This window comes from Flavilitoribacter nigricans DSM 23189 = NBRC 102662, from assembly GCF_002646595.1.
GTDB classification, from domain to species: Bacteria; Bacteroidota; Bacteroidia; order Chitinophagales; family Saprospiraceae; genus Flavilitoribacter; species Flavilitoribacter nigricans.
The window spans coordinates 119,930-132,559 of the sequence record NZ_PDUD01000032.1 but is presented as its reverse complement, the minus strand read 5'-3'; the positions used below and the strand labels follow the sequence as shown (position 1 = coordinate 132,559).

Genomic DNA, 12,630 nt, shown 5'->3' with positions numbered 1-12,630 from the left:
AAAGCCGGATCCGATATTTATTTCTTCAAACCCAGTCTCATTTTCAGCTCCCCCGGCAACTGATCTACTTTTTGCCAGAAAAACAGGACGCGGAAGAACAGATAACTCACGCCCAGTCGAATGCCGAAATAGAGCAGTGGAGTAAGATCATTTAAGATGGTTACCAGACCGATCACTTTGGTCCGGCCGTACTCGCCCAGGCCGGGGATGAAGCGATCGGGTAAACCCAGGGTAAGATATTCTACCGCCACCACCAACAGGTAAGCGGCAAGCAGAAAGTAGATCATCGATCTTTCTTCCAGTTCCAGCAGACGGGGAGCCAGGATCAGGGCCAGACCGGAAGCGGCACTGAACAGGGCGTGCAGGTTGCTGTCCGCGCCAAATAATACGCCGGACACTACCAATAGTACGGCCAGCATAATACAGCAATAGCCGATCACCGATAATTTGGCTATCGATTCCTGAAAATCCTCGAAGAGATAGCGGGCCTGACGGAATTTGAAGTTGGGGTCGATACTCATGAATATTGGGTTGATCATTCAGGTCAAAACTCATCTGATGAACGGGGCTGCGGGCGGAAAAGTTCCGTTTTTCGGAACTTCCTCTACAGGGGTAAAACTCGATTAAACAGGCTTCCTCCTCCGGGATATTATGTACCGGAATACAGGACCGCTCCCATAATTTAACTTATTCGTTACCGAACATGCACCCACCCACCGGTAGTTATAAAAACGAATCATTTAAACCAAATGAAGAACAAATCATGAAAAAGTTATCATTAGCCCTATTTGTTGCCGCCCTGGTGGCGCTGACCACAACGACCTTTGCACAGACCTTTTCTATCGGTCCCCGTGTAGGTGTCAATTTTGCCAATCTGACCAGCGACGGTTCTGATTTTCAGAACAATACCCTATTGGTTGCCGGTATTACTTCTACTTACAGTATTAACGAAAAAGCCGGTATCGGTGTAGATCTGCTGTATTCCGGTGAAGGTGCCGAAAGTAATAACTTCGGTGATCTGGCTCTGAATTACGTACGCCTGCCAATCATGTTCCAGTATTTTTTCCGCGAACTCGGTGACGACTTCCGTCCCAAGATCTACGCCGGTGTAGCTCCGGGTCTGTTGGTGAACGCCGAACAGGGAGAGCGGGAAGTGATCGACAATTACAATAAATTTGACTTTGCCGGTACGGCCGGTCTGGGTTTCCACTACCGTATCACCGGAGGAACCTGGCTGAACACCGACGTGCGTTACCTGCGAGGGTTCTCCAATGTAATTGATGCTACCCCCGAACTGTACAACCAACACGTACAAGTGAGTGTTGGTCTGTCTTTCGGTATTGAGTAATATCGCCCTCTTGGAATAAAAAAGGCCGCAAAGCCCAGTGCTTTGCGGCCTTTTTTATTTGGCCTACTTCTGCTGATCAGTGGGTGTTTCCCTAATCACGCAATCCATCACTTAGAAATAGGTATAGCAAACCGTCCTGCAGTTTTTTCCTATCGGTTGATCAGGTCGCTACGCTGTAGCTCAATGTATTTTCATCCCTTCGGGCTGAAAATAGTCCGGTGCGCTGCACCTTCCTTTAGAATTTCAGATATCCACCCGACCGCATTTTTCAGTTTGGTTTATTCAAATGCCTTCAGCACTTCCCGCGTCAGATCCCAGCGATTGAAACCCTGGCGACCATAATCCAGTCCGCGCCGGACGATCACCAGATCGTGGGAAGGTACAACGATGACGAACTGTCCGCGATTGCCGGCAGTGGAATAGGCATCTGCGGGCACATCGGTCCGATCGTCCGGTACCAGCCACCACTGGCCGCCGTAAAAGTTGCCCCGTTCGGCGGTAGCCGGTGCGGGAGTCCGGACAAATTCGATCCACTCTTCCGATAGTAAGCGTTCTCCGTTCCAGATCCCGTTCTGCTGGTACAAGAGGCCAAAACGCGCCAGATCCCGGGCGTTGGTGTAGACCTGACTGCTCAAAATGAAATCACCGAAACGATCAACACTGAGCCAGGTATTCCGCATTCCGATCTTATCCAACAGGGCCTTGCGGGGGTATTCCAGATAGGATTCTCCCTCCTCTTCCAGCGCTTTTTTCATGGCCAGTACTCCGAGTATGGTATCGTAATTCTCGTAATCCCAGAAAGTACCGGGCCGGCGGATCAGTCCGCGGTTGAGCGCGCCCTTGACCGAGCTGGCACCGGCCCAATAGGCCAGGCCCGAACCGGTCGCGTATTCCATGCCCCGGTTATCCACCGTGTACAGACCACTGGACATATTCAGCACATGGCGCAAAGTGATCTCAGAGCGCGGGTCCGTTTCCGGGTTTCGTTCTTTGGGCAACCAGTCCAGCCCCAGGGGTTCATCCAGCGCCATCTTCCCCCGGTCCGCGAGCATTCCGATCAGGGTCACGGCGATACTTTTGGCCGTCGACCAGGTACGGGTTTTGGTAGCCATCGTTACTCCCGGTGCGTAGCGTTCGTGAATGATCTGTCCCTGGTGCACCACCAGCAGGCTCAGGGTGACCTGTTCCGGCGATTCCCGGTCGAATGCCCAGTCGGATGCCGCCTGCAGAGCGGTTGCATCAACGGTTTCCGGCAGGGACTGCGGAGTTAATTTATCTCCGTCCGGCCAGGCCATTTCGGCGGGATCTCCCGGAGCGACCGGCAGAGTCATTTGGGGCAGGTCGTCCATCGCTTCGAAGGTCTGATCCGGGGGCAGGATGATACAGCCCAAACCCTCCCGAAAGACCGCCCGCATCACCGGAGTACCGCCGGGCGTGCCGATCGCCACGGTTTTCCGCTCCCAGTCGACCTGATAATCCCCACCGCGCGGGGTGCCAATGGGTTGGCGCAGATAGGCCAGTTCCTGGGCGTAAACCTGTTCCAGGGTGCGCTCGGAGGTGAACAGCCCATTACACATTAAGATGGCCTGTACGCCGGATTGGACCATCTCCCGCTGACCACGGGCGTAGTCGTAGGTTTCCTCCTGCTGGGCAACGGCCGGTACTAAAAGGATAGTGAGTAAAAGGGTAAATAGCAGTGATCTCATGAGTATCGAATAATAAGGTGCAAAAATGGATGCTCCGGGCCGATGACTGCAGTAGTTTCCGGCCCGGAGCAATGATGATTAGATTGGAAAGTAGTGGTCACCAGTTTACCGGCCAAAAATTGGCCGGCCCCTCCGGGATTATTTCCCGGCAACCCCAACCGCTGCTGCGATCTGGTCGGCGAAGCCCTGCAGTACTTCTCCCAGAATAACGATCTGCTCCTGTGCTTCTTTAAAATCCCGCTGTTCGATCGCTTCCCGAACGCCCGGCAGGGTTTTCACCCCATAACCGGTGTAAAAACCGGGGGCATAGATATGGTGAATGAACCAGGGCCGCCGGGGCAGACCGTGGTCCCGCGTGAGGGCGCGTTCCATATCCTTCAAGAGCTGGTTCAAGGACTGCTTTTTGGCTTTCGGCAAATCGGAAGTCTGCACTTTAGCGTAAGCTTTAGCCTGTTTTTCAATCGCGTGCAGGCCATTTTGCAAAGGGGCGAAATTCAGATAGGGTACTTCTTCCTTTATTTCCGGCACAACAAAAGTTTCCTCGGGATCAGCGGCCAGATCGTACAATCCTTCTCGGATCAGCATATTTTCCTTTTCCGTCTGACTCCGTAGGTTGTCCGCCAGTTTGGTCACCTCATCGATATAGCCGGAGAGCGTACTGGTAAACTGATTGAATTCAAACGGCAACACCTCCGCATCCGCCAGGCGCAGCGTAGTGCGACCGGCCACCTTCACCAGCGTGGTGCCGTATTGGAAACCCGGATCTTTGAAACGGGAGTAATGCTCGTAAGAATCGTACATGGTATGGTATTCTCCGCCGGAGCTTTCCCCGCCGAAGCCCATATTGAAGGAGGCGATACCCAAATGCTGGAAGAAAGGCGAATAGTCCGATCCGGAACCCAGGGCCGATAATTTGTAGTGGCTCATTTTGGGCGCACCGTTTACCATGCCCAGGGCATTGCGCCTTTCAAAAAGCGTTACATCTTTTTGTGGATCCTGCACATCCCGCGTGATTTGATCGAAAAACTGCTCCAGCGTATGCGAGCCACCGGCAAACAGGAATCCCCGGCCGGTACCGTCGGTATTGATATAGGCTACCGCTTTTTCTTTCAGTTCATCAGCGTGGGTTTCGACCCATTCGGTAGATCCCAGCAGGCCCGGTTCTTCCGCACCCCAGGCACAGTATACGATGGTGCGTTTGGGTTTCCAGCCCGTTTTGGCCAGTTCGGCTACGGCCCGGGCTTCTTCCATAACGGTCACCATACCGCTGACGGGATCATTCGCACCGTGCACCCAGGCATCGTGGTGATTGCCGCGGATCACCCATTCGTCCGGATATTCACTTCCCCGCATTTTGGCGATCACGTCGTAGGCGGGGCGCAGTTCCCAGTTGAATTCCAGTTTCAGCCGCACCTTCGCCGGGCCGGGGCCCAAATGGTAGGTGATGGGCAGGGCACCGCGCCAGGAACCCGGCGCGACCGGACCACCCAGGGCTTCCAGTAAAGGCTGGGCATCGTGGTAAGAGATCGGCAGCACGGGGATCTTGGTGAGCGCCGGGGAATCTTCGATCTCCAGGCGTTCGGCATCGTCCGTCGCTCCGTAGCCGGGCGTCAGCGGATCTCCGGGGAACAGCGGCAAATCCATGACCGCTCCCCGCTGTACGCCATATTCGTTTTTGTAGGGCCCTTCGGGATAGACATCGCCCTGAAAATAGCCGTCGTCCCGCGGATCGGAATAGATGATACAACCGATCGCCCCCTTTTCGGCGGCCACTTTGGGTTTGATGCCGCGCCAGGAACCCTGGTATTTTGCGATCACGATCTTTCCTTTAACGTCGATCCCGCGTTTTTCCAGCTCTTCGTAATCAGCCGGCACGCCGTAGTTGACAAATACAAGCTCGGCTTCCACATCACCGTCGATGGAGAAGCAGTTGTAGGGCGGCAGCGCCTCTTCCGTCTGGGCGGAGGAAGCATCACCATCTACCGGCGGTTCGGTCAGGCTGGCCGTAAATTTTTCCGGCGCGGTCAGTTCCAGCAGGCGGACCTTGGGCGTAGGAAACAGGACATCGAATTTTTCCACCTCCACATCGTATCCCCAGGAGCGGAACTTGTCGGCCATATAATCGACCACGGCCTTATCGTAGGGAGAACCCACGTGGTGGGGACGGGCGGTCATATATTTCATCCATTCGTCGAGGTTCTCGGCGTTCAGGTAACTATCCAGTTTGGCCTCCAGCGCCTTCTGCTGCTCGGCGGCCTGCGCGGAAAATCCCATTATCGAAGACTTTTGGGCGGATAGCACGCCCAGGGTCAACATCAGACCTAAAATGGTAGTGAGTGTATACTTCATAAATTTACGGTTTGGAAGGTGGAGTGGTTCTGCCACTAATGAAATCCAGTGCAAGATAAGCCGCATCAATATTATTAAACAGATCATTATCCGCATCCCGGAGCATGGCCCGGAAATGTGATTCGGGTGAGAGCTCTACGCTGAGGAATTCTCCGGCGTCGGGTTCGGGGGCCTGTTGGTACCGGCAATTCAGGGCCAGGAAAAAAAACTGCTCCTGGTCGGTATAGGCACTGTATCGCTTTTTCAGAAAGATCAGTTCTTCGGTAGCGTAGCCGGTCTCCTCCAGCAATTCCCGGTGGGCCGACTGTACGGGCGTCTCTCCCGGATCGATGGCTCCTTCGCAAAAGCTGAGCAGTTCCCGTTCCGGTCCCGGTCGGTACTGCCGGATCAGGATCAACTCCCCGCCGGTGGTAAAGGCCGCTACCGTCACGAAGGATCGGCTCGACAGGATATCGAATTCCGCAATTTTCCCATCCGGCAATTCAAATTGCTTGACCTTGATCTGTCTCCAGCCTTTATAGGCGATCCTTTCGCTGAGCTTTTTCCACATGGGTCTCGGTTCTCCGGGTTTTGTTCTGAAAAGGTGTGAAAAATTGCAGCACCCGGCCATCACAGCGCCCGCCCGGCTCCGGACACCGTTACCAAAATTAACAGCAGCTCGAAGATTTTAAAAATTATTCACTTAAGCGAGGGAAAAGATTAAAATTTTAAATAAAGCCTAACAGCTGCTTAACCCACCTTAACTAGCGAAGCGCCCATATTTGTACCTGTTAACACGCTATTACTGTAGAGCGTAGCAAATTGAGTCAAACGAGACGGATCTTTGAGAATGACCCAGAAAAAATACCGGTCCTGTTCCGCTGCTCACTACTCGATATTAACCGTTCTACTTCACTAACAAAAAGAATACACAGTCATGTTGAACGCACGTAAATCCATACTGACCCTGGCCGCTCTGGCGCTGGCCATTTTTGCAACCGCTCAGGTATCCGTAGGTGTAAAAACCGGAATGAACTTCAATAACCTGCACACGACCGAAGCACTCGGTGAGCTGGCTCCCGATTTTACTAATATCAGCGAGGCTAATTTCGGCCTGGTTACAGAATATAGTATTACCGATCAGTTTGCACTGCAAACCGAACTGAATTTCCTGAAAAAAGGATTTACCACCAAAGCGAATCTGGATAACACGGAATTATTCGGTATTCAATTGCCGGTCGGTGGCCGTGCCGAAACCAAATTCAGCTACGTGGAAGTACCCCTGCTAGCTAAATATACTTTCGGAGGAGAAGGATTACAGGCTTACGTAACCGCCGGTCCTACTTTCGGATACGCCACTGCCGGACGCATCGATACGAAAGCCCGTGTACTAGTGGATTTCGACCTGGGTTCAACGAATATCAACCTGGATAACATCAACTACAACCGCTTTGAAGTAGGCGCTACCGCCGGTGCGGGTGTAAGTTATACCACCGGATTCGGTAAGTTCTTCGCCGATGCCCGCTACAGCCAGGGATTCACGGAACTATACAACTTCCCACTGGTTGACGAAAAGATCAAGAACAAAGGATTTGGCGTGAATGTAGGCTTCATGGTCCCCCTGAACTAAAACCAGGCCCTAAGCACCACATCCAAGCATTATGAAACAACCGGCGAGGGGGAGCAACCAAAGTGTTGCTCCCCCTCGCCACATTCACCCAATCTCCACCTCACCCAGTCTCCAACTCACCCCATCTCCAAAATCACTCCCGCATCCGAAAAGCACTCGGAGTCAATCCCGTCTTCTGTTTAAACAATCGGCTGAAATACTGCGGATATTCAAAGCCCAGTTCGTAGGCGATCTGGGAGACCGTCCGGGAAGAACTCAGCAGCAGGATCTTGGCCTGTTCCAGAATGGCCAGATGGATGTGTTCCTGGGTACTTTTCCCGGTATTAGAGCGCAGGAAATCGCTCAGATAATTCGGAGAAACGCACAGCGCTTCCGCAAAATAGGCGACGGTAGGCAATCCCAGCTTGCGGAACAATCCTTCCCGGAAATACTGTCCAAGCTGCTGTTCAAATCTTTTCAGCAGGTCGCTGCCCACCTCGTTACGGGTGATGAACTGACGACTGTAATAGCGGTTGGAATATTTGAGCAGTAGATCCAGGTAGGACAACATCACTTCCCGGCTGAAACGATCGATATTATTCTCGTATTCGGCCGCCATCCGCTGAAAGATATCTTCAATGATCTTTTCTTCCTTATCGGACAGATGCAGGGCTTCGTTCACATCGTAGTTGAAAAATCCGTACTGATCAATGTTGTTTTGCAGTGCGTGGCCCCGGAGAAATTCTATCTCAAAAAAGATCATCCAGCCGGAGCCGTTATTCTTCATATCCTCATTGATCTCCAACACCTGGTTCGGCGCCGTAAAGCCCAGTACGCCTTTGTTGAAATCGTAGGTAGCGCGACCGTAGCGTACGGCACCGGAGAGGTTCTTTTTCAGTCCAGCCGTGTAAAAATTAAACACCAGGGGTTGAAAAAATTCTCCCGGCAGCGTGGCCAGATCCTCCACCCGGATGATGGCAAAATACGGGTAAGCCACCGGCGGAAAACCGGAAAGTTCCACAAGTTGGGCAATGCTGTCTACTTTCAACCACTTTTCCATGATCAGACCAGGTTTAATTCGATCACACTTTCGGCACAGGACAAAACGGCTTCCTTTACCGGAATAGGTTTCCAATTTAACAGATTTCGGGCTTTTCGGTTGTCAACTTTTCTCTCCGTACCAAGGTCCAGCAGGATCGGTTGCAGGGTTTTATCGATGCGGGCAAACAGGCGAACGGCAAAGTTGGGCAGGATCATGCGGGGGATCCGGCGGTCCGGATACGCCTCCCGCAGAATATCGGCAACGGCCTTAAAGGACAAGAAACCCGCCGAACCGATAAACCGCTGATTGGCCGCCTCCGGCGCTTCCATGGCCCGGATCTGTAGATCGGCCACCGAACGTACGTCTACGATATCGAATCCGATGCGGGGAATGGCCGGAGAGCTGCCGTCCATGGTCTTGATCACAATATTGGCCGAAGTCCCAAAGTCTTGTTCCAGCACCGGACCTAAAATGGCTCCGGGGCAGATAACCGCCAGTTCCAGTCCTTTCCCCTCGTTGGCGATAAAATCCCAGGCCGCCTTTTCGGCAATGGTCTTGCTGCGGAAATAGGGCGTGGTGTCCTCCCGCTTACTGACGTCGGTCCAGTCTGATTCGTCAAAGGTGCCGCTGCGGTCGGCGCGGTCCTTACCGTACACGATCGCTCCGGAAGAAGAGGTCATCACCACTCGTTTCACCTGTTTAGCCGCCGCTGCTTTCAGCACGTTCAGTACGCCCGCCCGGGCGGGGATGATCAGATCTTCTTCCCGCTCGGGTAAGACCCGGGGAAAAGGCGAAGCAATGTGCTGCACATAATCCACGCCGTCCATCAGTTTCATCCATACCTCCTGATCTTCCAGTTCGGCTTCGGCAAAACGGAGACGGTCGATGTGCGGCGTGTGGCGGGCCAGGATCTCCCGTAGGGAATCCCCCCGATCCATGCGCCGCAACGTACCGGTTACGGTATAGCCGCGATTGAGCAACTGAATGGTGGTGTGACTACCTAAAAATCCGCTTACGCCGGTGAGCAATACTTTTTTGGAAGGTGCCATGGTATCTGGTTTGTTTGCATACAAAATTCGCCCCTTCCCACCAGTGGCAGGTATACAATTCTCGGATGTATCAATACTTTTCGGAGCTGCGGTAGAGATTAACGTTTATCTCCGCCCAGGATCCGGTTCAACATTTTGATGGTGATCAGGTAAGTCGGTTTTACGCCGTCCACACCGAGACTTCCCGAAGCCAGGGTATGCCCGCTGATCAGGGGATTGTCCGAAGCGTAATAGGCATAGCGCAGGATGACGTTCTCGTTGGGTCCCGTCCGGCGAATACGGGTGGCCGCCTGGATGGCTTTCTGGTAGTGGGCTCCTTCCATTTCCAGTCCGATGGCCCCCCAGGAAGATCGGCGAAAATAACGCAGGATGTCTTTATTCTGCAGCGAAGTACCCAGGACGGTGATCATCGGCCCTTCGAATACTTTTAATCCAAAACCGGTAAAGTCTTCTTGCTTGAAGTCATTCTCGATCGGGTAATTATCCGCCGTTCCTTCAAATACGTGCGCCGTGGGCACCATAATATCCCCTTTCCCACCTTCCAGGATACCGGCTTTGCCCATGATATTGATGGACTTGATATCCAGCGGGATCTTTTCACCGTCTTCTTCGTAGGGTTTGAGCAGTTCGTCCAGAGTTTCGTAGGCCTGTTCGCCAAAGGCGTAGTCCATTACGATGATCACGGGTTTTTCCTTTTCCAGGTGATCCGCGTTCCACTGGAGTTCGGAAGACAGGTTCTGCAGAGGGATCTGCGCCAGATCGTAGATCTGGACGGTAATATTCGTTCCGCTGTGATCATCCAGTTGGTACATGCCCTTTTTGCTCGCATAACTCACGACCTTCTGTCGGAGCGTTTCGTTCTGCAACAGGCTCAGGTCGCGGGCGATCTCTTCCAGGTTTTTCTTCTTCCCTTTGAAAATATACGGCGCGTAGAGGGTATTCATCACACTGTGCAGGTTGGCACTGATGATGTGGATCGGCCGGTTGATCAGGCCCTTATCCATCAGGAATTCCTTGATATTCTGGGCCCACAGCTCTCCGTAGTAGTGATGTCCGATCTTTTCCCGCAGGGCGGAAGAGAAAGAGATCTCCCGGTCGTTCTCGTTCACCGCTTCTTCGGTGGAACGGTACCCCATCCAGTAGGCGATATGAAAAATACTGTTGAGATTGGGATCCTGGGAGAATCGGGCGCAGGCTTCCACCGTTTCTTCGTAAGTGCGCCCTAAAATGGTGCTCAGATAGGTAAAGGCAACTTCCTTGTTGAAGGGTTCACCCGCTTCCTCCCGCTTTACGACCTCTTCCAGCATGTTCCAGTCGCGCTTTTTCCGGCCCCGGTGATCTTCGCTGTTCCGGCGGATCTTTTCCGCTTCAATGTACAAGAAGGTCAGGTGGGTCAGCACGTCGTAGATATCACTGCGACCGCGGGTCATTTCGATATACATCTCTTCTTCGTCAATGCGGTAGCAGTTGCGGCGGCGTTTCGGTGGCACGATGGGCGGAAAGCTGGCATTCTCAAATCCTTCCCGGGAAATGAGGCGGACAAACCGGCACTCCTCGATGCCCCGGGGCAGCCGTTGAAAGATGTACAGCAGGCCTTCCAGTTCTACCCGTTCGGGATCGGCGATCGATCCGTAGATCTCCGGACAGAGCACCATCATCGCTTCGATCATTGCCTCGCCGGAAACGCCCAGCGGTTTGTAACTGCCGCGAATGAAGAGATGACGCATGGCAATGTACAAACGTTCAATGGCGGCGCGGGACTCCTGGGCCCGGGTTCTCGGTATATAGGGTGTGGACATATCAGCTCGTTTTGCAATTCGGCTGCAAGTTAGGAAAAATGGGCATTCGGAAGTTGAGAAGTTGGGAGAATCGGCCGGTCCCCGGTCCTTTGGTAATCCCGCCAATTCATAAAAAAGCACCTGCCGGTCCAAAGGATGGCAGGTGCCCAAATCATTCAAAAAAATGATAAAACTATAGTCAAAAATATTGAGCCTATTGAAATAGGGAGAACTCTACCCGGCGGTTTTGCATCCGGCCCTCCTCCGTCAGGTTGGAAGCTACCGGATTGGTTTCCCCAAAACCGCGATACTGCATCCGTGCCGCCGGCACGCCCTTACTGACCAGGTAATCGTAGCAACGGCGTGCCCGCGACTCCGACAGATCCTGATTGTAATTACTGCGACCGCGACTATCGGTAAAGCCTTCGATCTTTAATTTGTAATTGGTGTACTGCTTCATCACCTGGGCCACTTCGTCCAGAATGGCGTAGGAAGCATCCAGAAATTCGGCCTTATCCGTCGCGAACTGAATGTTCCTGGTGGCAAAATCCACCACTTCCTGCGCTTTATCGGCCACTTTGGCCTCCGGACAGCCGCCGTTGGCCAGCGCGCCGACCGCATTCGGACAGTCATCTTCATTATCCGGAATACCATCGCCGTCCGCATCGCCGTAGGGGCAGCCCTGATTGGCGATCGGTCCGGAGCGGTCCGGGCAGTCATCTTCGTCGTCCATGACCCCGTCATTATCCCGGTCGCGTACCGGGCAGCCACCGTTCTCTGCCACACCGGCCTCCAGTGGGCACTCGTCCTTTCCGTTGGCAATGCCGTCGCCGTCACTATCCGGACAGCCATTCATACTGATCAGACCGGCCTGGGTCGGGCATTCATCGTCGAAATCCGTAACGCCGTCATTATCACTATCCGGGCAACCGGCCAGCGCCACACTTCCCGGAATATCCGGGCAGGTATCCCGTTCATCGGGAACGGAATCGTTATCCCGGTCCGGACAGCCCATGGCCAGTTCCGTGCCGGCAATATCCGGGCAGGCGTCATCCGCATCCGCAATGCCGTCGCGATCGCGATCCGCCACGGTCAGTTTGTACCACAACTGGACACTACCGATCCCGTACCAGTCATTTTTATCCGGATTGCCGGAGAGACTTACCCCATCGAGATAGTCCGAAAAAGTCGCCCGGGGCGATACCTCTACCGCCGCGGCCCAATTGGTTCCCATATCGATGCGCAGTCCGAGGCCGACCGGCAGGACGAAGCGCGTACCGGACACCTCGGCATTCTGATCCTGCAGAGCGTCGCCATCCAGCGAGCCGTAATTTGTTTTCGGATTGGTAAAAGCCATGCCTACCCCCACCAGGAAGTAAGGGGAGATCGGGCCGGAAGTAAGCTCGGGGTTGCCGCGCCGGTGCCCGAAAAGATCAAATTCCAGATCCATAGACAGTTCCGTGAGGGGTGTCTGGGTGCGGAATCCGCGTTCGGCCAGCCGTTCGTAACGATCATCGTTCCCGGTGAGCCGGCTCCGCAGCAGATTGCCCCGGATGGCGAGGTTCGGATGAAAATACCTTCTGGCCATCAGACCGTAGGCGAAATTCAGATCGTTCATAGAGCCAAACTTAGCGTCCACCAGGTCTCCTCCCATCGCGGCACCTCCCAGTAACAGTCCACCTTCCCAGAAAGTCGTTTGTGCATGCGCCGTCAGGGTGAACAGCAGCATACAGATGAGTGTAGAAATTTTTCGCATAAATAAAGGGTTCT

General features: G+C 53.6%; 10 protein-coding genes. 2 read left to right on the top strand and 8 right to left on the bottom strand.

Annotation, left to right across the window (positions count from 1 at the left end):
* Positions 1–17: 17 nt before the first annotated feature.
* Positions 18–521 carry a hypothetical protein gene (locus tag CRP01_RS27395; protein ID WP_099153250.1) on the bottom strand — a complete coding sequence of 168 codons (504 nt, stop codon included), beginning with the start codon at positions 519–521 and terminating at the stop codon, positions 18–20.
* Between the two features lie 242 nt (positions 522–763).
* Here CRP01_RS27395 and CRP01_RS27390 point away from each other — a divergent pair, with 242 nt between their 5' ends.
* Positions 764–1,348 (top strand): porin family protein, encoded by a 585-nt coding sequence (locus tag CRP01_RS27390; RefSeq protein WP_170110559.1) that lies wholly within the window; start codon positions 764–766, stop codon positions 1,346–1,348.
* Between the two features lie 278 nt (positions 1,349–1,626).
* Here the strand turns inward: CRP01_RS27390 and CRP01_RS27385 are convergent, their stop codons facing one another.
* The 3 genes from CRP01_RS27385 to CRP01_RS27375 form a co-directional block, all read right to left on the bottom strand.
* Positions 1,627–3,054: a serine hydrolase domain-containing protein gene (locus tag CRP01_RS27385; protein WP_099153293.1), complete on the bottom strand. Its 1,428-nt coding sequence runs from the start codon at positions 3,052–3,054 to the stop codon at positions 1,627–1,629.
* 138 nt (positions 3,055–3,192) lie between these two features.
* Positions 3,193–5,403, bottom strand: coding sequence for a transferrin receptor-like dimerization domain-containing protein (locus tag CRP01_RS27380; protein ID WP_099153248.1), 2,211 nt, complete (start codon positions 5,401–5,403; stop codon positions 3,193–3,195).
* Positions 5,404–5,407: 4 nt separating this feature from the next.
* Entirely contained in the window at positions 5,408–5,953 is a 546-nt protein-coding gene (locus CRP01_RS27375) for an NUDIX hydrolase (RefSeq protein WP_170110558.1), read from the bottom strand.
* Between the two features lie 366 nt (positions 5,954–6,319).
* Between CRP01_RS27375 and CRP01_RS27370 the strand changes: the two genes are divergently transcribed.
* The gene (locus tag CRP01_RS27370) at positions 6,320–7,012 is read left to right on the top strand and encodes a porin family protein (protein ID WP_099153246.1); all 693 of its coding nucleotides are present in this window, start codon (positions 6,320–6,322) and stop codon (positions 7,010–7,012) included.
* Positions 7,013–7,145: 133 nt separating this feature from the next.
* On the opposite strand, the gene CRP01_RS27365 is transcribed toward CRP01_RS27370, so the two are convergent.
* From CRP01_RS27365 to CRP01_RS27350, 4 genes are all read right to left on the bottom strand, one after another.
* Positions 7,146–8,051, bottom strand: a complete 906-nt coding sequence (locus tag CRP01_RS27365) for a helix-turn-helix domain-containing protein (RefSeq protein ID WP_099153245.1) — start codon at positions 8,049–8,051, stop codon at positions 7,146–7,148.
* Between the two features lie 2 nt (positions 8,052–8,053).
* Positions 8,054–9,082 carry an SDR family oxidoreductase gene (locus CRP01_RS27360; RefSeq protein ID WP_099153244.1) on the bottom strand — a complete coding sequence of 343 codons (1,029 nt, stop codon included), beginning with the start codon at positions 9,080–9,082 and terminating at the stop codon, positions 8,054–8,056.
* Positions 9,083–9,180: 98 nt separating this feature from the next.
* Positions 9,181–10,881 (bottom strand): DUF6909 family protein, encoded by a 1,701-nt coding sequence (locus CRP01_RS27355; protein ID WP_099153243.1) that lies wholly within the window; start codon positions 10,879–10,881, stop codon positions 9,181–9,183.
* 193 nt (positions 10,882–11,074) lie between these two features.
* Positions 11,075–12,616 (bottom strand): DUF6089 family protein, encoded by a 1,542-nt coding sequence (locus CRP01_RS27350; RefSeq protein WP_099153242.1) that lies wholly within the window; start codon positions 12,614–12,616, stop codon positions 11,075–11,077.
* Positions 12,617–12,630 lie beyond the last annotated feature (14 nt).